This is a genomic window from Amycolatopsis sp. NBC_00345, from assembly GCF_036116635.1.
In the GTDB taxonomy this organism is placed as follows: Bacteria; Actinomycetota; Actinomycetes; order Mycobacteriales; family Pseudonocardiaceae; genus Amycolatopsis.
Genome location: NZ_CP107995.1, coordinates 7,451,678 through 7,469,981 on the forward strand (window position 1 = coordinate 7,451,678; position 18,304 = coordinate 7,469,981).

18 protein-coding genes and 1 riboswitch are annotated in these 18,304 nt (G+C 66.9%); of the genes, 11 read left to right on the forward strand and 7 right to left on the reverse strand.

The genetic code is table 11. The features are described 5' to 3' along the window. Positions 1-604: 604 nt before the first annotated feature. Positions 605-4,132, reverse strand: coding sequence for a D-alanyl-D-alanine carboxypeptidase/D-alanyl-D-alanine endopeptidase (gene dacB, locus OG943_RS33595; RefSeq protein ID WP_328604941.1), 3,528 nt, complete (start codon positions 4,130-4,132; stop codon positions 605-607). Positions 4,133-4,304: 172 nt separating this feature from the next. On the opposite strand from dacB, the gene OG943_RS33600 reads away from it, so the two are divergent. After that, positions 4,305-4,820: an inorganic diphosphatase gene (locus OG943_RS33600; protein ID WP_328604942.1), complete on the forward strand. Its 516-nt coding sequence runs from the start codon at positions 4,305-4,307 to the stop codon at positions 4,818-4,820. 74 nt (positions 4,821-4,894) lie between these two features. Here the strand turns inward: OG943_RS33600 and OG943_RS33605 are convergent, their stop codons facing one another. From OG943_RS33605 to OG943_RS33620, 4 genes are all read right to left on the reverse strand, one after another. Then, positions 4,895-6,541, reverse strand: coding sequence for an MDR family MFS transporter (locus tag OG943_RS33605; RefSeq protein ID WP_328604943.1), 1,647 nt, complete (start codon positions 6,539-6,541; stop codon positions 4,895-4,897). Between the two features lie 175 nt (positions 6,542-6,716). Beyond that, entirely contained in the window at positions 6,717-7,985 is a 1,269-nt protein-coding gene (glyA, locus tag OG943_RS33610; protein ID WP_328604944.1) for a serine hydroxymethyltransferase, read from the reverse strand. 21 nt (positions 7,986-8,006) lie between these two features. Next, positions 8,007-8,092, reverse strand: a riboswitch (ZMP/ZTP riboswitch). Between the two features lie 58 nt (positions 8,093-8,150). Beyond that, the gene (locus OG943_RS33615; RefSeq protein ID WP_328604945.1) at positions 8,151-8,672 is read right to left on the reverse strand and encodes a gamma carbonic anhydrase family protein; all 522 of its coding nucleotides are present in this window, start codon (positions 8,670-8,672) and stop codon (positions 8,151-8,153) included. Positions 8,673-8,691: 19 nt separating this feature from the next. Then, positions 8,692-9,279 (reverse strand): TetR/AcrR family transcriptional regulator, encoded by a 588-nt coding sequence (locus OG943_RS33620; RefSeq protein ID WP_328604946.1) that lies wholly within the window; start codon positions 9,277-9,279, stop codon positions 8,692-8,694. A gap of 122 nt (positions 9,280-9,401) precedes the next feature. Here OG943_RS33620 and OG943_RS33625 point away from each other — a divergent pair, with 122 nt between their 5' ends. After that, positions 9,402-9,860, forward strand: a complete 459-nt coding sequence (locus OG943_RS33625) for a GreA/GreB family elongation factor (RefSeq protein ID WP_328604947.1) — start codon at positions 9,402-9,404, stop codon at positions 9,858-9,860. Between the two features lie 106 nt (positions 9,861-9,966). Here the strand turns inward: OG943_RS33625 and OG943_RS33630 are convergent, their stop codons facing one another. Next, positions 9,967-10,428, reverse strand: a complete 462-nt coding sequence (locus OG943_RS33630; RefSeq protein WP_328604948.1) for a hypothetical protein — start codon at positions 10,426-10,428, stop codon at positions 9,967-9,969. 244 nt (positions 10,429-10,672) lie between these two features. On the opposite strand from OG943_RS33630, the gene OG943_RS33635 reads away from it, so the two are divergent. The 9 genes from OG943_RS33635 to OG943_RS33675 all read left to right on the forward strand — a co-directional run bounded on the left by OG943_RS33635 (position 10,673) and on the right by OG943_RS33675 (position 17,154). Further along, complete coding sequence (locus OG943_RS33635; RefSeq protein WP_328604949.1) at positions 10,673-11,461, forward strand: CPBP family intramembrane glutamic endopeptidase; 789 nt, start codon at positions 10,673-10,675, stop codon at positions 11,459-11,461. Between the two features lie 608 nt (positions 11,462-12,069). After that, positions 12,070-12,597, forward strand: coding sequence for a hypothetical protein (locus OG943_RS33640; RefSeq protein ID WP_328604950.1), 528 nt, complete (start codon positions 12,070-12,072; stop codon positions 12,595-12,597). Beyond that, positions 12,527-13,225 carry a DUF3558 domain-containing protein gene (locus OG943_RS33645; RefSeq protein WP_328604951.1) on the forward strand — a complete coding sequence of 233 codons (699 nt, stop codon included), beginning with the start codon at positions 12,527-12,529 and terminating at the stop codon, positions 13,223-13,225. Before OG943_RS33640 ends, OG943_RS33645 begins: the two co-directional genes overlap by 71 nt. A 16-nt stretch (positions 13,226-13,241) precedes the next feature. Then, positions 13,242-14,480: a hypothetical protein gene (locus OG943_RS33650; protein WP_328604952.1), complete on the forward strand. Its 1,239-nt coding sequence runs from the start codon at positions 13,242-13,244 to the stop codon at positions 14,478-14,480. Between the two features lie 5 nt (positions 14,481-14,485). Beyond that, positions 14,486-15,223, forward strand: a complete 738-nt coding sequence (locus OG943_RS33655) for an ESX secretion-associated protein EspG (protein WP_328604953.1) — start codon at positions 14,486-14,488, stop codon at positions 15,221-15,223. Next, a complete protein-coding gene (locus OG943_RS33660; protein WP_328604954.1) occupies positions 15,223-15,672 on the forward strand; it encodes a YbaB/EbfC family nucleoid-associated protein in 450 nt (149 codons plus the stop codon). Before OG943_RS33655 ends, OG943_RS33660 begins: the two co-directional genes overlap by 1 nt. Positions 15,673-15,678: 6 nt before the next feature. Next, positions 15,679-16,008 carry a YbaB/EbfC family nucleoid-associated protein gene (locus OG943_RS33665; RefSeq protein WP_328604955.1) on the forward strand — a complete coding sequence of 110 codons (330 nt, stop codon included), beginning with the start codon at positions 15,679-15,681 and terminating at the stop codon, positions 16,006-16,008. Further along, positions 16,001-16,369 carry a type VII secretion target gene (locus OG943_RS33670; RefSeq protein WP_328604956.1) on the forward strand — a complete coding sequence of 123 codons (369 nt, stop codon included), beginning with the start codon at positions 16,001-16,003 and terminating at the stop codon, positions 16,367-16,369. Before OG943_RS33665 ends, OG943_RS33670 begins: the two co-directional genes overlap by 8 nt. Further along, the gene (locus OG943_RS33675; protein ID WP_328604957.1) at positions 16,369-17,154 is read left to right on the forward strand and encodes a hypothetical protein; all 786 of its coding nucleotides are present in this window, start codon (positions 16,369-16,371) and stop codon (positions 17,152-17,154) included. Before OG943_RS33670 ends, OG943_RS33675 begins: the two co-directional genes overlap by 1 nt. Before the next feature lie 121 nt (positions 17,155-17,275). On the opposite strand, the gene OG943_RS33680 is transcribed toward OG943_RS33675, so the two are convergent. Further along, positions 17,276-18,157 (reverse strand): DUF4231 domain-containing protein, encoded by an 882-nt coding sequence (locus OG943_RS33680; RefSeq protein ID WP_328604958.1) that lies wholly within the window; start codon positions 18,155-18,157, stop codon positions 17,276-17,278. Positions 18,158-18,304 lie beyond the last annotated feature (147 nt).

The following is an 18,304-nucleotide window of genomic DNA, read 5'->3' on the forward strand; positions in this document are numbered from 1 at the left end:
GGTCATTTCGGATCCTTCGGCGCCGGAAAGTGTCGTACCCGGGTGGTGCACTGGTGCCATGACGGAAGCGAGGGGTTATCAGGTGTCGAGGTCCACGGCGAGAGGGAGGGTGAGGCGGTGATCGGCTGACGGCTACGACGGCATGCCCTGACGGCAGACGGCAGTGGTGATGGGGCTGGGCGGCCGACGGCGGCTGCGGTGGGGAGCGGGTTAGCGCGACGTAGCCGACCGACGGCGAGGGAGCGCGGGGCTGAAGCGCGCAGGAATGCGGCCCCATCACGCAGAGCGTGCGGGGCCCGACCGCGCTGGGATGCGCGGCTCCTGCTCACTTCCCTTGCGTGGCAACGGCAGTCGCGCAAGGCGAACCGAGCCGCCGGCGGGAGTGCGCGGGCCCGGCCAGAACCCAGGCTCGCCGATGTCGGCATGCCCGGGCCCGCCGGGTGGCTCCAGCCATCGGCAGCGCCCCGCCGGTAACTCCGATCAGCGGCAGCGCTCTGCCGGTAACTTCGGCCACTGGCAGCGCTCTGCCGGGTAACTCCGGTCAGCGGCAGCGCCCCGCCCGGAAGCTCCGCTCAAGGGCAGCGCTCCGCCCAGTGGCTCTTGGTCAGCGGCAGCCACAGTTGCGCAGGGTCGTCGCCAGGACGTCGAGGGCGGCTTGGCCCGGGTTCTTGTCCGAGCCGTTCGACATGAAGGCGAAGACCAGGACGCGGTTGTCCTTGTCCAGGACGTAGCCGGCGAGGGTGTTCACCGCCGTCAAAGTGCCCGTCTTGGCGCGGACCCAGCCCTTGCCCGCCCCGGAGTCACCGGACTGGTAGCGCGAGCCGAGGGTGCCGGCCGGGCTGCCCGCGACCGGCAGGCCCGCGAGCAGCGGACGCAGCTTGCCGGTGTCCGCGGACTTGCCGTCCGGCGCGGCGGCGGCCGCCAGGATCTGCGCGAGCAGGCGCGCGGGCACCTTGTTCTGGTTCGACAGCCCGCTGGTGTCGAACAGCTGCAGATTGCTCACGTCGAACCCGTGCTCCTGGAGCACCTTCTTCACGGACTCGCCCGCGCCCGTGAACGACGGATCGGCGCCGGCCGCGATGGCGACCTGGCGGCCGAGTGCGTCGGCGAGGACGTTGTCGGAGATCTGCAGCAGCGCGTAGGCCAGGTCCGGCAGCGGCGCGGACTGGACCTGGCCGAGGACCTTCGCGCCGTCCGGCGCCTTGGCCGTGCCGCCCGTCTGCGCGCCGAGCTTGCCGGCGATCAGCTGGGCCAGCGTGGCGGCGGGGGTGCCCGAGCGCGGCGTCTCGTCGACCTTCGGGTTGGTGCGGCCGCCGTCGGCCATCGCGGCGACGATCGGCGCGCCGTACGTCGACGGCGCGTCGCCGGGTTCCCAGCCGGGGGCGGTCTGGGGGCCGGTGTAGGCGCTCAAGTCGAGCTGCACCTTGCTGACGTCGCCGCCGGTGGCCTTCTTGACCTGCGCGACGAGGTCGTCGACGTGCGCGTCACCCGGGTACAGCGGTGAGTCCGTGCCGATCGGCAGCGTGGTCAGCGTCGGGTCGCCGCCGCCGACGAGGATCACCGTGCCGGGCTGCGCGCCCGCGACGATCTTCGTGGTCAGCCGCTTGGTCGGCTCCATCGAGAGCAACGCGGCCGAGACCGTGAGGATCTTCGTGGTCGACGCCGGCGTCAGCGGGGTCGTGGACCCGTGATCCCACAGCACATCGCCGGTGGCCGGGTCGATCACGCTGCCGGTGAGCTGGTGGAGCGCGCTGTTGCCGGCCGGGCCGGAGAGCGCGGACGCCACCCCGCCCGATGACGGTCCCTGCCCCGTCGTGTCCGGGCCGTGCAACGCGAGGCTGACCGACGCGGGGTCCGGGATGTCGCTCTTGGGCGCGTTCGCCGGTGCCCACGGCAGGCCAAGCCGGGTGGACACCTTCGGCATCGCCGCCGCGACACCCGCCGCCGCGAGCAGCAGCACCACAACGGCGCCGATGACCAGCAGTTTCTTGCCACGCCTGCGCTTCGGCGGCTCGGCGGCCGAGGAGTGGTCGTACGGGGGCTCCTGGGGCGGCTCGTCGCCGTACCCGCGGTCGTCGGCCGGGTCGTGGTCCTGGCCGTGGGGGACGTACTGACCGGACTGGCCGGGCTGACCAGGCTGACCGGAAAGCAGCGGGAAGCCCTCACTAGGCCGCTCGATCCCGACGGTCGCCTCAGCCGGGAACTGCTCCCCGGACGGGTCGATCCGCATCGGCCGAGCCTGGTTCACCGACCCCGACGCCGAGGGAACAGTCCCCCGCGGCGGCTCGGGCGGCAGGCCTCGCCGGTCCCCCGGCTCGTCGCCGCGCCCCTCCCGCAGGTCGATCTGCTGCGACCAGCCACCGGGCCGCTGACCCGGCTGCCCTTCATTACGGAACTGGTCCTGGTCGCCGCCGGCGCGACCACCTGACTGCCGCGGATCCTCACCGGGACGCTGCCCCGGCTGCCCCTCACCGCGGAACTGGTCCTGGTCGCCGCCGGGGCGCCCACCTGACTGCCGCGGATCCTCACCGGAGCGCTGGCCCGGCTGCCCTTCATTACGGAATTGGTCCTGGTCGCCGCCGGCGCGACCACCTTGCTGTCCCTCACCGCGGAACTGGTCTTGGTCGCCGCCAGGGCGCCGACCTGGCTGCCGCGGATCCTCGCCGGGCCACCGGCCGGGCTGGCCCTGGCCGTCGCTGCGGAACTGGGCTTGATCCTCGCTGCGGAAGCTGTTCCACCGCTGTTCGTCGCGGGGCTCCTCGCGCCGGGCGTCGTCGGATCGCGGGCTGTCGGGCCGCTGGCTGTCGAGGCGTTGGCCTTCGGGGTGCTGCCCGGCTGGGCCTTGGCTGCCGGGGCCCTGACTACCGGGGCCGTCGGGACGTGGCCCGGCCGGACCGCCCGCCAAGCGCTGGCCGACGCCCTCACTGCGGGAGCTGTCCGACCGCTGCTCGTCGGCGGGTTTGGTGTGGTGGTCGATCCAGAGGGAGTCCGGACGGCGCGGGCTGTCCTGGTCCGGCTGGCCGCCGTGACGGTCCGTCCACAGTGACTCCGCCTGCTGGGACTCCGCCTGCTGGTCGCCGCGGCTCTGTGGTTCGCCGGTCAGCTCCTCGCGGCGATCGGTCCAGATCGACGGCGGACGGGACGCCTCGCGTTGCTCCTCGCCCTTCCGAGCCGGTCGCTCGACCGGGACCCACGGCACCTGCTGCGGACGGACCGGCAACTGCTGTGTCGACTGGTCCGGCCGCTCCGGCTGGGACTGCCGATTCTGCTCCCCCGGCGGGGACTGGCGGTTCGACTCGCCCTGCGGCGACTGCCGGTTCTGCTCGCCCTGCGGTGACTGCGCCGAGCCCGGGCCCTGGCCCTGGGACTGCTGCGCCTGCCGGTTCTGCTGTGACTGCTGTTGGGCGCGTTGCTGCTCGGCCGCGCGGCCGGCGTCGGCAGAGCGCGGGTCACCGCCGAGGCGATCGGCGACGTCCTGCCGCGGCGGCTGTTGAGGTGACGGCTGAGACTGCTGCGACTGCGCCCCCTGCGACGGCGACTGCCCCTGCGGACCCCGCGACTGCGCCGAACCCTGCCCCGGCGAAACCCACCCCGGCTGGCCACCCGGTCCCTGCGAGCTCTGCCCCTGCTGACCACCCGGCCCCTGCTGACCACCCGACCCCAGCTGACCGCCGGAACCCTGCTGGCCGCCCGGCACCTGCGGACCCGGCGCCGACGAGCCCAGACCCTGCTGACCGCTAGGGCCCTGATGACCGCCAGGGCCCTGTTGCCCACCCGGCCCCTGCGAGCCCGGCCCCTGCTGACCACCCGACCCAGGCTGACCGCCAGAACCCGGCTGCCCACCAGGCCCCTGACCACCGGCCCCCTGCGCCCCCGGCGCTGCCGCCCCACCCGGGCCTTGCTCCCGCCCGTCATCAGGCGTGTTCACCCCCGGGATCAGGTCCGGCGGGACGATCGGCTTGAACCACGAGCCCGGCGGGCCGGGCGGGCCCGGTGTGACGTTCGGCACGGCGAGCCGGTCGGTGACGGTCTGGCCGGGCTTCGGGATCGGGAGGCGAGCCGTCGCGCCGCCAGCGGGTGACGACGTGTCCTCGTCACCATCGGGCCACATCGGCTGGTCGTTGTCCGGCACCCACCACTCCTTCTCACCTGCCCCGGGAGGGGCCAAGCTCACATGCCGCCTAGCCGACATCCATGGGACCGACCGGCACTGCGTAGTCCACACTAGTGACGTCAATGAGGTGATTACGGTTGCCGCCCACGACGCGTGGGATACCGAGATTCGAGAAGCAGCGAGGACGGCCGTGGAGTTCGACGTCACGATCGAAATCCCCAAAGGGGAGCGCAACAAGTACGAGGTCGACCACAAGACCGGGCGTATCAAGCTGGACCGGACCCTGTTCACGGCGACCCAGTACCCGGCCGACTACGGCTTCATCGACGACACCCTCGGCCAGGACGGCGACCCGCTGGACGTCCTCGTGCTCGTCCAGGAGCCGACCTTCCCGGGCTGCCTGATCCGCTGCCGCGCGATCGGCATGTTCCGGATGACCGACGAGAAGGGCCCGGACGACAAGGTCCTCGCCATTCCGACGAACGACCCGCGCCTTGAGCACCTGCGCGACATCCACCACCTGAACGAGTTCCACAAGCTCGAGATCCAGCACTTCTTCGAGGTCTACAAGGACCTCGAGCCGGGCAAGAGCGTCGAGGGCTCGTCGTGGGTCGGGCGGGCCGAGGCCGAGGCCGAGATCAAGCGCTCCTACGAGCGCGAGACCGATCGCCTCGCCAAGCTCGAGATCGACGGCGCGGAGCACTGACCCGCCGGAGCCGACGCGAAAGGGCCGTTCACTCAAGCGAGTGAACGGCCCTTTCGCGTTTCAGCTGAGCCGGGTCAGTGCGCCAGCGCCAAGGCGGCGGCGTCCTCCTCCGAGCGCTGCTCCATCGCCGACTTGTCCGACAGCGGGTTCTCCTTCAGCAGCCAGACCAGCGCGAAGCCGATCGTCAGCACGATCCCGCCGGCCACGAACACCGTGCTCATCGAGCTGGCGAACCCTTCGAGGATCGGCCGGGCGAGCACCGGGTCGAGCGTCGAGAGGAACGACGTGTCGTTGACGTCGACGCCGCCCGCCATCTGCTTCGCGAACTCCGGGTGCTGCGCCAGCGCCGCCACGTAGGACGGCGAGGCCAGCGCCGAGCGGACGGCCGCCGCGATCCGGTCGCCGACCGTGGCGAACAGGATCGAGAGGAACACCGCGGTGCCCGCCGTGCCGCCGATCTGCCGGAAGAACGTGGCCGACGAGGTCGCCACGCCGATGTCCCGCGGGGAGACGTCGTTGGTGGCCGCCAGCTGCAGTGTCTGCATCGAGGAGCCGAGGCCGAGCCCCATCACGAACGCGATCGCCATGACCACGCCCAGCGGGGTGTCGACGCCGATCGTCGCGAGCCCGAACAGGGCCGCCGCCATCAGGCCGAGCCCGGCCACGGCGAACGCCTTGTAGCGGCCGGTCCGCGAGATCAGCGCGCCGCTGCCGAGGCTGGCGACCATGATCCCGAGCGTCAGCGGCAGCATCTGCAGGCCCGCCTGGGTGGGCGAGGCGCCCTTGACGATCTGCAGGTAGAGCGGCAGCGACATCATCGCGCCGAACATCCCGATGCCCTGGATCACCGTGACCATCGTGGCCACCCGGAACACCGGGCGGCTGAACAGCCGCAGCGGCAACAGGGCGGCGTCGCCCATGCGGCGTTCCTGCAGGATGAACAGCACCACGCCGATCAAGCCCACCGCGTACATCGCCAGCGAAGCGGGCGAACCCCAGCCCCACTCACGGCCCTGCTCGGCGACGACCAGCAGCGGCACCAGGCCGAGGGTCAGCGCACCGGCGCCGAGGAAGTCGACACGCTGCTTGACGCGGACGTGCGGGAGGTTCAGCACCTTGCTGACGACGACCAGCGCGGCCAGCGCGATCGGCACGTTCACCAGGAACACCCAGCGCCAGCCGGTGAGGCCGGCGAACGAGTCGAGGCCGGCGAAGAAGCCGCCGACGACCGGGCCAGCGACACTCGAGATGCCGAAGACCGCCATGAAGTAGCCCTGGTACTTGCTGCGCTCACGCGGCGCGGTGATGTCGGTGATGATCGCCAGCGCGAGCGACATCAGGCCGCCGGCGCCGAGGCCCTGGAACGCGCGGAACGCGGCCAGCTCGTACATCGAGCCCGCCATGCCGCTGGCCAGTGAACCGACGAGGAACAGCGAAATCGCCGTCAGGTACATCGGTTTGCGGCCGAAGAGGTCGGACAGCTTGCCGTACAGCGGCGTCGAAAGCGTCGCGGTGATCAGGTAGGCCGTGGTGGCCCAGGCCTGGAGGCTCTGTCCGTGCAGTTCGTCGGCGATCGTCTTCATCGCCGACGAGACGATGGTCTGGTCGAGTGCTGCCAGGAACATGCCGAGCATCAGCCCGGACAGCACGGTGAGGATCTGGCGGTGCGAAAGCCTGCCGTTCGTCGCGGCGCCCCCTTCCGCGGTGATGGTGTCGCTCATCGGGTCTCCCTGAGGTTCCGGAGTAGTTGCTTGTATCCCTCAACTACTTGCCGGGTGCAACTGTTCCCGAAAAGCTTGTATTGGGCAAGCAAGTTAGACTGTGATGCTCGTCTCCGGCCGCTGACCAGCGAAAAGGGCCGCCCGCGGCAGCGGACGGCCCTCTCGGCGGTGAGCGTCAGGCGGAGTAACCCGGGATGGGGAACGGCGCCAGGAACTCGCGGATCTCGGCCGCGATGGTGTCGAGCGCGGCCTCTTCCTGGGCGGCCGCGGCCGTCACGGTGCGGTCGATCCACTCCGCGACCTGCACCTGGTGCTCCGGCCGGAGCCCGCGCGTGGTGATGGCCGACGTGCCCAGCCGGATGCCCGACGGGTCGAACGGCTTGCGCGGGTCGAACGGCACGGTGTTGTAGTTCAGCTCGATGCCCGCCCGGTCCAGCGCCTGCGCGGCCGGCTTGCCGGGGACGGCCTTGTTCGTCAGGTCGATCAGCAGCAGGTGGTTGTCGGTGCCGCCGGAGACGAGGTCGTAGCCGCGCTCGATCAGGGCGTCGCCCAGTGCCTTGGCGTTCGCGACGATGGCGTGCGCGTATTCGGCGAACGAGGGCTGCTGCGCCTCACCGAGTGCGACCGCGATGGCCGCCGTCGTGTGGTTGTGCGGACCGCCCTGCAGGCCGGGGAACACCGCCTTGTCAACGGCCTTCGCGTGGTCGGCGTCGGACAGGATCATCGCGCCGCGCGGGCCGCGCAGGGTCTTGTGCGTGGTCGTGGTGATCACCTGCGCATGCCCGACCGGCGACGGGTGCGCGCCGCCCGCGACCAGCCCGGCGATGTGCGCGATGTCGGCGACCAGTACGGCGTCGACCTCACGCGCGATCTCCGCGAACTTCGGGAAGTCGATGGTGCGCGGGATCGCCGTGCCACCGCAGAAGATCAGCTTCGGCCGGTGCTGCAGCGCGAGGTCGCGCACCTGGTCGAAGTCGACGCGCCCGGTCTCCTTGCGCACGCCGTAGCGCACGGGGGTGAACCACTTGCCGGTCGCGGACACGCTCCAGCCGTGGGTCAGGTGGCCGCCGTCGGGCAGCGCCATGCCGAGCACCGCGTCGCCGGGCTGGGCGAAAGCGAGGTATGCGGCCAGGTTCGCCGGGGAGCCGGAGTACGGCTGCACGTTCGCGTGGTCGGCGCCGAACACGGCCTTCGCGCGCTCGATGGCGAGCGTCTCGATCGGGTCGACGAACTGCTGGCCCTCGTAGTAGCGCCGGCCGGCGTAACCCTCGGAGTACTTGTTGGTCAGCACCGTGCCGGTGGCCTCGAGCACGGCCTGCGAGACGTAGTTCTCCGACGCGATGAGGCGGATTTTGTCGTGCTGTCGCTGGGCTTCGCCCTCGATGAGCTCGGCGATCCGGGGGTCCGTCGCGGCGAGCGCGGACAGGGCGGGCTGGTGGGTCATGGCGTACTCCGGCTCTGCAGTGGCCCTCACCCAGGCGCGCGGTGCCGGCCTCGTCGTCGCTTCCCGGTGGTGCTCCACCTCTGATGGCGCCAGTCGCAGCTGCGTGCCGGAGTTTAGTCGACGCCGTGGCCGGCCCGGGCCGAGCCGGCCACGCGACCGGCTCGGCTACGCGGGCTCGGAGCCGTCGCGGTGACGGCGCGCGAGCTCCTGGTAGACGCCCGCGTTGTACTCGACCCACATCCGCGCGGAATCGGTGAGCGGCACGAACTTCTTGGCCGGGCTGCCCATCGCGATGGTCTCGGCGGGCACCTCCGTCCCCGGCGTCACGGTCGCGCCCGCGGCGACGAGGGAGCGCGGGCCGATCACGGCCTTGTCCAGCACCGTCGAGCCGTTGCCGATCAAGGCCTGCTCGCCGACGGTGCAGTCGTGCACCAGGCACTGGTGCCCGACGGTGACGTTCTTCCCGATCTCGGTCGGGACTCCGCCGCCGGAGTGGACCACGGAGTTGTCCTGGACGTTCGCGCCCTCGCGGATCAGGATCGGGCCGAGGTCGGCGCGGATCACGGCGCCGTACCAGACGGAGGCGTCCTTCTCGACGGTCACGTCGCCGATGAGGGTGGCGGTGGGGGCGATCCACGCGTCCGGGTGAACCTGGGGGCTGGCGCCCTCGAACGAAAACAGAGGCATGCCCGCACCCTAAGCGGCGTCAGCGATAGTTCGCGAAGCAGAGCGACTCGACGTCCGCGCGCAGGCTTTCGAACGGCCTCGGCCGCACGCGCTGCTGCACCACGGCGCCGAGCAGGTACGAGAGCAGCGCGCGGGCACGGGCCCGCGGGTCGTCGACGTCCAGTGGCGACAGCAGTTCGGTGAGCAGTTCGGTGATCGACGTCAGCATCGCGTCGATGGCCTGCGGGTGCTGCGCGCGGCCCGCGGCGATCCAGTACTCGAACCAGAGGAACGCGCTGTTGGGCCGTTCGGCGAACTCCGCGAGGTACGCCTCGGTGACGGCGAACAGGCGCTCGCGCGGGTCGTCGTGCTTCTCCGCGACGGTGCGCAGGCCGGCCGCGAAGGTGTTGATGTGCGCGGCCATCGCGCGGTCGATGAGCACGTCGATGTCGGCGAAGTAGTAGTGGACCGCGCTCTTGGTGAGCGGCCCGGCGTCGGCGATGGCGCGGACCGTGCACCCGGCGAGCCCGTCTCTGGCCAGCACCACGCGGGCGGCCTCGACGATCTGCTCCTGCTTCTGCAGCTGGTTGGGCGACAGCTCTGCGCTGCGACCGGGTACGGCGCTCACGGTGATCCTCGTTACGTATTTCAGGACGATAGGCCCGAATCCTAGGGCAGACGTCCCAGCTTGCCCCCTCGGGTGAAAAACCGGATTGGCCACCCCGGTCCGCACAGCGGACAATGCGCGGCATGGTGATCTCAGGGGACAAGGGGCTCAGCCCGGCAGCGCGCCGGCAGCTGGAGAAGGAAATAGCCGACCTTCGCGCGCAACGGGCGGCGCTTGCGCCGCAGCCGGGTGAACAGGAACGCACGGGGGACGCGGCGGACCAGGCGGACGTGATCGACCGCGCGGAAGCCGCCGCCAGGTTGGAACGACAGATCGCCGAAGTGTCCGCGAAGCTGGAGCACGGCGCGTACGACAGCAGTCTGCTTCCCGACGGCACGCGCGTGTCCCTCCGCTACGCCGATGGTGACGAGGAGGCGCTCAACGTGGTGACCCTCCCGGGCGAGGACGTGGACTCCTTGACCTCCGACAGCCCGCTGGGCCGGGCCCTGGCCGGCGCCAAGGTGGGCGACGAGATCACCTACCGCACCCCGCGCGGCCAGGCGAAGGCCACCGTCCTCGAGCTGACCCCGCCCAAGGACTGACCACAGTGGACTCGAAGGCCGGGGCCGCCCGCACTGGGCGGCCCCGGCCTTCTTTGCCGTCACGACTCGCGAGCCCCGAAGTCAGCCCGCCCTTCCCGGTGACGCGTCAGTTGGCGCCGCGCTGATCGATCGTCTCCGGCTTGTACGCGTACACCGTGGTGCCGTCGGTGGAGACGTGCCAGACCGCGTCGCAGATCTTGTCGGTCTTGGTTTCCTGGCCGTGCGGCCACCAGTCCGCGGTCAGCGTGGGCGCCGTCTTCGGGGCGGTGCCCGGCAGGCAGGTGCCCGGCAGCTTGGTGCCGGCGGACGAGTAGCGCAGGATCCGCTCCGAGCCGGTCGTCCGGATGACCTCCGAGACCGGCTTGGCCTGGTCCGGCACCCAGCCCGGCAACTGGGCGTCCCGATTGGCCTTGCCCTCCATGCCGGTCAGGTAGTCGACCGTCTTGACGTGGCCGTTCGCCTTCTCGGTCACGGCTTGGCTGAGGCCACACCCCGCCAGCGCACTCGCCACCGCCACCCCGGCGACCGCCGCGCCGACCCGGACCGTCCTCTTCCCGATGAGACTCATGGGACCGAGTCAACTGCCCCAAGGACCCGGTCACATCGGCCTTCCGGCCCGTCGCTCCCGGCCATTCGACCGACTCCGGGCGACCTCGGCCCGGCCGGACGGTGGCAAATTCACCCCTGCCGCGCATCGGGGTTCCCGGAGCATCTCGCGGGCCTGTGCCAGCATCACCCGATCTGGAGAAGAGCGGGCAATCGCGGCTACCGAGCCGGACGCCGGCCCAGCCTGAGCGAAGGGGAGCCGACCGATGACCGACCACGCGGCGGAGCACACCCGGCGACGGATGCCGGTCTGGGGATTCGTCGTGGTCGTGCTCGTCTACCTGGCGCTCATCCAGGGCCTCGGCCTGTTCCTCACCCGGGACACGCCGATCGTGTACGCCGGCCCGACCACGGTGAACGAGTTGTGGCGCAGCATCACTTTGCCGGTGGGCGCGTCACTGGTGTTCGTCGGTCTCGTCGTCGCGGCCCTGCGCTGGTGGCGGCCGGTCGCCCGCGACGACCGGCCGGTGCGGCGGTGGGTGCTCGCGGTACCGGTCATCATGCTGGCCATCGCTGTACTGGCGGTCAATTACGGCGGGCTCGCGGACCGTGGCCCCGGCTTCACCGTCCTGCTCCTGCTGAGCACCCTGCTGGTCGGGTTCGCCGAGGAAGGCATGTTTCGCGGCATCGGGATCGCCGTGTTCCGCGACAACGGATTCACCGAAGCGAAGGTCGCGCTGTGGTCGACAGTCGTGTTCGGCCTCGCCCACGCCACCAACCTGATCAGCACCGGGCCGAAAGCGTTCGTCCAGGTCCTCGTGGCCGCGCTGTCGGGCTACTTCCTCTACCTGATCCGCCGCCGCACCGGTGGCCTGCTCATCCCGGCGATCGCGCACGGCCTGTGGGACTTCTCGCTGATCTCCAGCTCGGTCCGGCCCGGCCAAGGCTACTTCGGGCCGTTGCTCAACGTCCTCGGTCTCGTCGTGCTCACCATCGTGGTTCTCGTCCGCCGCCGGCACATCGAGCCGGAAGCCCATCACGGAAACCCCGGGTAATCCGATCGGGTACACAAAAACAGCCAGGGACCTTCCGGATTCCGGAAAGTCCCTGGTCAAGTGCGGAGCCGCCTAGGGGAATCGAACCCCTGACCTATTCATTACGAGTGCCCCATACATGGCATAATATGTCCTCGACCAGGCACTTCAGTTCACAGTCCATGGACCGAGCTGCCTTGAACTGCCCTGATGCACCCTGGTTCGGGCCACCGTCCGGGCCACGCGACATGTGTCCGAACTCACTCATCTCGCCTTTGACGCGCCTGTCGGACCCGTCACCGACAGTCGCCGCCCTGAGCACCCTCGAACCAGCCTAGGTCGGCGCAGCCGAAGCTCGCCTCAGGCGAGGCGTACAACTGGGCCGCCATTGCGCGAGCCCCGAACCCGTGCACCGACTCGCCGACGTCATCGCTGGACAGTCGCATAAAGGGCGACATTGTTGGATTATTTCATCCTTCAAATAGGGATCTATTCAATCTAACTCTGGTGACCTTCCTCGATTCGACTCCACTCGGGGTAACTAGTCCGCTACGGTTGTCAATGCAGAATCGGCGAGCTCGGCCAGCCGACTACGCCGAAGCGATGACGGGGTGCGAGGGGAGCATCGTATGGGAACAGCGGGTGGCAGCTCGCCGCCGGATCGACACGCGCAGACGCCCGAGGACATCGACCAAGCGATGGGGAACGCGCGCCTGGCAGCCATGCAACACACACCAGGCCAGCCCGGCTCCCCATGGACTCCAGACGTCTTCGCCGGCGCAGGTGTGTCCGCCGATGCGACGAACTCCGCGAGCCAGAGTGGATACCGATTCGATCCTGGGAATATCACCAAATTGATATCCCGGTGGGAGAATGTGCTCCAAGGGTTGCAGGATGACCAGAAAATTCAGGAAATGGCGTTGGCTGCCGCGCAACCGCCGTCGCCCGACCAACCCGCAGTTCAGCAGGCACGACTAGCGCAAGCGTCGATACAGGAAATGATCGACCATAATGTTTCGATGCAGCGCAGCGCTTTCGCATACATCAATGCATTAAAAAAAGCAAACGACAGCTACACTCAACACGATGCCGACGTCGCAGAAGCTCTCGGAAAAGTCAATCCGAGCAATCCCCCCACCAGTGGAATGTATCAATAGGACGGCCGTGAATCGCTATCAAATTCGCCTTACAGTAGCCAGCGCGGCAAGCGTCGGGGTTGTTCTCGTCGGCGGATGCTCCGGCTCGACTCCGGGGACGGCAAATCCGGCACCTCCAGGAGTCAGCCAAAGTGGTCCGTCCACCTCGACTGGAAGCCAGAACGTCGAGGCCCCTAAGGTTTCCACTCCGCTGACCGTGGACAAGTTCCTTGCGGATCCGTGCAGCATGCTGACACCGACACAGCTGTCCACGATGCAGCTCAGCCAGCCGAAGGCTGATTCGGCTTCCAGCGGGATTGGCTGCGGGTGGCGGTTCGGCGATGGATACACAGCCGTCAGCGCATCGTTTCTGACCACCGTCAAGGACGGTCTGACAAATGCCTACAGGCAAAAAGACACCGGATATTACAAAGATGGCTACTTCGAACCGACCGTCGTGAGTGGATTTCCGGCAGTACTGGCGAACACTGCAGATCGCCGCGATCAAGGGCAGGTCACCATGCTGGTTGGCCTTTCGGACCAAACTGAAATGCTGGTGCTGATTCAGGGCACGCCCGGCAGCAATGCCACGACAGCAGCCACGAATGTGACAAAAGCTATCCTGTCCACCGTCCAGGGGGCGCAGTAACATGGCGGGACAGTCGATGTCCGGGCAGCAGATCTACGACAACTTCGCCAATGCCGTAGGGCCAGACGGGCTGGCACATGCGGCCGATTGCGTCACTGAAATCCAAGGCCGATACGACGACCGCGCGACAGAAATTCGGTCGTTGGCTACCGCCATGGAGGAAGGGTGGGTCGGCGACGCGGCTGGCGCGGCTTCGCGGGGTGCAGGTCCTTTAGCTGTCGAGCATGCTCATGCTGCGGGAGCTGCAACCCTGGCGCAGGCGGGTCTGACGACACAGGCATCTGCGTGGCATTCCGTCAAGGCCAAGGTTCAACCGGTTCCGCCGGTACCGCAAGCTCCGCCGCCGATGTCGGGTTTCTTCGGTCTGCAGAGCGCGATCGACGCCGACATCGAAGGCAAAACCCAGCAGAGCAACAATGTTGCGACGGCGAACGTGGCGGCGATGAAGTCCTGGTCAGCGGCGTCGGACGAGACCGGGCGGCTCATGCCCACCAGCTACGGCCAAATCGACCCGAACGCGATGAACATCAGCACCACGCAGGCGCCCGCGGTTCACGGCCCAACCGGACACAGCGGCAGCACGGGTGGGGCAATACAGTCCGGCCATGTCGCGGGCTCGACCGCGTCGCACGGCGGTGATGCCTTCGCACCAGGTGCCGGGACCACCACCTCTGGACCGTCGTCCGTGCACGGCAGTGCGGCCTCGCCGAGCACAGCCGGTTCCGGCGGGGACCAGTCAACGGTGCCGAACAGCTACGTTGCGCCAAGTGCGCAGACCGGGCTAGATCCTGGCGGCGCGTCGAACACCCCTGGTCTATACCGCAGCGGCATTCTGGATCCGAATCCTCAAGGGAGCCAGGGCGGCAGTGGCTCGTGGAACCCGAGCGGGCTTGCCGTCGGCGGCGCGGGCGGCACCGGTTCATTCGGCGCCGGCACCGGCTCAGGTGGCCGCCCCGGCGACAACGCGCTGGGCGGCGGCCGCGGCAGCGGGATCGGCGCATCGTCGGAAACGGCGGCATCCCGCGGGCCTGGCGGTGCCACAAGCTCGCAGTCGGGTCGCCCGGGCAGCGGAGGTGTCGGCGGGATGGGCGCAGGCCGCAAGGGCGAAGAGGACGAGGAACACGAGCGGAAATACATACAGTCCGACGATGAGCTGTTCCTGGCAGCGGACGACGGCCAGCGGCTAGTGGATCCGCAGACCGGGATGGCTGCAAGCCCGGCAGTGATCGGCGAAGCTCCCAAGAAACGGGTGTAGCGCCAATGTGGTTTCCCGAACCGGTCGGCTTCGCCGCAACGGACCTCGCGGCGTTAGTGACCGGTGAGACGGGCGCTGATCTGCACGTTGTGCTGGCTCCGCAGGCGGAGTGGCATGACTCGGAGGCGCAGACGGACGCAGACAAGCGGCTCGCGGAACTGCGAAGCCGATACGACGGGCCGACGCGCAGCGTGGACGATCCAGAACTGGCCGACGTGGCCGAGCTGTTGAGTCAGCCGCCGCACGCCTGCTACGGCTGGTTCAGTGACGGCTCGCAACACTTGTCTGCGTTGGCCGCCGGATCGTCGTGGTTCGGATTGATCGCAATCCGGGACGGCGACGAGATCTGGGTGCGGACGTTCCGGCCCCAACGGCTCAGCACCGTCTTGGCGGATGTGCTGCCGCACGATCACGTGCGGTCCAACGCGCAACCGGTCACGGTGCTGCGCAGCGAACTGCTCGAAGCCCGGAAAACCGGCCTCGCGCGCAACAGTGCGGTACGGCAGGCTGAACGGATCATCGCCGACCCGCCGTTGGTCAGCGCCGAGCTCTATGGCGAGCAACGCGATCGAAACGGCCGTCACCGCTGTGAGTTCCCTCTACGGGTCTACGACACCGCTACAGGGCGGTGGGCGTTACAGATCAGCAAGCATTACGACGAGGAGCGGTGGGACCTCTCAGCAGCTACTACGGCGCGAGTCGCTGACCTTCTCGACGGGCTTCACTCACGACAGGACGCTTGATGACCGTGGATATATTGAAAGCTCTTGGGATCAGCAACGGCCAAGATGTCGTCAAACGGCAGCAGCGCCTTGCCGAGGTCGACGCAGAACTCGCCACGCAACGGTTCCGCGGAGCCTCCCGTGACAACACCGCGACCGCCATCGTCACCGGTCGTGGGGACATCTTCGAAATTGTCATTCGCGACGACGCATTGCGTTCATCTCATCCGGAACTGGTCGGCCCCGCCGTCGTCGAAGCGCTCACTCAGGCTCGGATCGCGGCCGGGCAGCACGCGCGCGCTGAAGTGTTGGCGGTGACTCACCCTGACACGCCCGTGCCGGATCCTTCGCCCGCCGCGCAAGCCGCGCCGCCAACGGCCTCGGCCCCGTCGACCGTGGACACGCGGAGGCCACGAATCCAGGACGACGACGATTTCAGCGATTACGACTTTCTGGATCCGGGAGAGTAACAATCCATGTCGATTTACAACCAACTTTACGCCCTCACCCAGGAAATCGAAGCAAACCTGCACCGGACAGAAGCGGCGGCCGCAGCGGCCTCCGAGGTTGCGATCAACCGCCGGATCCCCGGCGGCGCGGGGGCCGTCACAGTGTCAGGAAGAGGGACCCTCGTGTCGGTCACCATCGATCCGCACGGCCTGACCTCCACTAATGGCCGTGCGCTCGGTGCCCAGATCGCCCAGACGATCCGCGAAGCAGAGGTCCAAGCGCGCGCGCAAATGAACCAAGCGCTGCAGAACGCGTCAGCAGCGAGCGACTCCGCCAGGAGGGAAACTAGTGACTGATAAAGGATTCGAAGTCGTCCCGGGAGCGCTCCGGAAAACACAGGCTTCCTTTGTTGATGCCGCAGAACGTCACATTCAGCTCATTAATCAAGATCTTCCAAACTTCAGGATGAGCCAACTAGACCTTGGCCTCATCGGGAAATTGACAGGAATCATCCCCGAGTACAACGCTGCGCTCGACCAGATCAGTCAGAAAGTTACCGCAAGCTGCAGCAGTCTCACCAGTGCCGCCTACAACCTCGACTCCGCCGCGAAGGCTTACGAAGCACAGGACGAGGAGTACTACAAGAAGTTCGGCTGGCTGGCCGAAAAGGTCAACGAGGGCGGCATCTACCAGCCAGACCAGAAAGGCGACCACTGATGGCCGACCCGTCCCAGAATTCGTCTCCAGGCCCGACGGGCAGCACTCCGCCGTCATGGTCGAACCCACTCTCGGACAGCCCTGCTCCAGCAGCTCCAAAAGCGAACCCGATACCGAATTTCCCCAGCATTCCGTATCCCAGCGATTCTGACAAGAAGATCCGGGAAGCCGCAGAGAAAGTCAACCATCCGGACGTAATCCAGATGCTTGATAACATCAAGAACAATCTCTTCGGAAATGCCGAGAAGATCGAGCTCATAGCTCAAGGCTGGGCGTCGAACACCTCGATGGTCGACTCTCGCACCGAAATCCAACACGCAACTGAGAATCTCTCCGGATACTGGTCCGGTCCAGCGTATAATCAGTACTCGGCATACGCCGCCGATGTGACTGGTGCGTTCGACACTGATCAATCCGCCATTGCAGCCATGGGGACAACCCTCGGCAACTGCGTTTCAATCGTATACAACACGTACGCAGCCATAGTCAGGTTTATCGGAAACACGGCAGCGGATCTTGTTAATGCTGCAGCAAATGTCTTGATTACCTTGATTCCAGGAGTTGGAGAACTAGAGGCGTCGAACGCCCTCCAAGCAACGATAGACATTCTGACCGGATTTATACGAAACTGCACCGACCTACTTTCCAGCGCGGTCGAGCAGTTCGGGCAATACAAGGGCACCGCCATCGGGTTCACCGCCAGCGCGGCCGGCTTCAAACAATTGACTCCCCTGCCTGACCAGATCGGAAACCCTAGCAGTTGGCATGTCAACCCCGCAGGCTAGAGCGTCAAGAGAAAAGCTGGCGGAATGAACAACCCGCTAGCGAGAGGTCCGCGACCAATTTCGCAAGGCACGGAGGAGACCCTACATTGCGTTCGACTGTTGCTGGCCCCAGTCAATAAACTCACTCCTTCTTGGTTTCGACAGGCTGCTCAAGCTGCTGCTGACGCTTAGCCTGCTCGTCTCGGATCATCTCCACTTGCTGGCAAAAAAACCGATACGCATCTGCTTCATCCGAGCAGTGCGCATACTTACCTACACGAAGTTGTACCGAGTTGTACTCACGCTCAACCGAATCGGACGCTTGTTGTAAATTGAACGATCGCTCACGGAACTTGTAATAACCATTAATGCCCGTAGCTATACCGACCACAAGACTGATGACAATCGCCGCAACCCTAAACAAGGAGAACGATACCGAGGCGGTGGTAATAGCCGATGTTACTACGGATCCAATGATAGTAATAGTCTGAAATCTGTCGTGCCTGCGCTTGTATTTGGCTGCCTGTTGCCGATACTCGTCTATTACAACAGATGCACTTTCCCTGTACTGATGGCGAACTTTTAGCAGCTTTAGCTCGTCGTCTTCCTGCTCTGCTACCCCTAGCTCATCTGCGACTCTCTCATTGTAGAACTCGCGCATCAAAGCCAGGTTTTCACGAATGGTAGCGCAGTTCCACGAGAATATCAGCGCGAGAAGTACAGCGCCTAGAATCGCCGCGGCGGCTACACTAACTAGCAATAAGTGTAACCAGCTATCCAAGGTCAGCAATTTAAGATTCTCAAGTAAAACGAGCGCCACTAATGCCGCAGCGAACGTGATGGCAATCCATAGGGCAGCGACACGGCCGGCGTGCGCCTTTTTCAAGTCAATCTCTGTACGTATAACTATCCGACGAACAGAGCGAGATGGCTCATCATCTGAAATATTCCTATACGTCGGCGCTTTGAACGTCCTTTTCAGCCACGAAACAAAGCTCTCTCCCCGATAGGATTCCGCAGCCATCGATCCCCGCTATACCTAGACAAGCAAGTACGAAGACTACAATCGCATTGCAGCGGCGCCGAGGTCAAGACTCTATTCGAGCGAATCGAAGAGGAGTTCGGCCGTGGCTACCTCCAATTCCGACGGACTTTGCGGCCAATACCACAG

Bases quoted from the DNA above. Each gene is read 5' to 3' on its own strand.
- OG943_RS33615 (WP_328604945.1), bottom strand. From the start codon at position 8,672: ATGCCTCTGTTTTCGTTCGAGGGCGCCAGCCCCCAGGTTCACCCGGAC.
- OG943_RS33605 (WP_328604943.1), bottom strand. From the start codon at position 6,541: ATGAGCGACACCATCACCGCGGAAGGGGGCGCCGCGACGAACGGCAGG.
- OG943_RS33660 (WP_328604954.1), top strand. From the start codon at position 15,223: ATGACCGTGGATATATTGAAAGCTCTTGGGATCAGCAACGGCCAAGAT.
- OG943_RS33650 (WP_328604952.1), top strand. From the start codon at position 13,242: ATGTCCGGGCAGCAGATCTACGACAACTTCGCCAATGCCGTAGGGCCA.
- OG943_RS33625 (WP_328604947.1), top strand. From the start codon at position 9,402: ATGGTGATCTCAGGGGACAAGGGGCTCAGCCCGGCAGCGCGCCGGCAG.
- OG943_RS33680 (WP_328604958.1), bottom strand. From the start codon at position 18,157: ATGGCTGCGGAATCCTATCGGGGAGAGAGCTTTGTTTCGTGGCTGAAA.
- glyA (WP_328604944.1), bottom strand. From the start codon at position 7,985: ATGACCCACCAGCCCGCCCTGTCCGCGCTCGCCGCGACGGACCCCCGG.
- OG943_RS33675 (WP_328604957.1), top strand. From the start codon at position 16,369: ATGGCCGACCCGTCCCAGAATTCGTCTCCAGGCCCGACGGGCAGCACT.
- OG943_RS33635 (WP_328604949.1), top strand. From the start codon at position 10,673: ATGACCGACCACGCGGCGGAGCACACCCGGCGACGGATGCCGGTCTGG.
- OG943_RS33665 (WP_328604955.1), top strand. From the start codon at position 15,679: ATGTCGATTTACAACCAACTTTACGCCCTCACCCAGGAAATCGAAGCA.
- OG943_RS33630 (WP_328604948.1), bottom strand. From the start codon at position 10,428: ATGAGTCTCATCGGGAAGAGGACGGTCCGGGTCGGCGCGGCGGTCGCC.
- OG943_RS33645 (WP_328604951.1), top strand. From the start codon at position 12,527: ATGCCGACGTCGCAGAAGCTCTCGGAAAAGTCAATCCGAGCAATCCCC.
- OG943_RS33655 (WP_328604953.1), top strand. From the start codon at position 14,486: ATGTGGTTTCCCGAACCGGTCGGCTTCGCCGCAACGGACCTCGCGGCG.
- OG943_RS33640 (WP_328604950.1), top strand. From the start codon at position 12,070: ATGGGAACAGCGGGTGGCAGCTCGCCGCCGGATCGACACGCGCAGACG.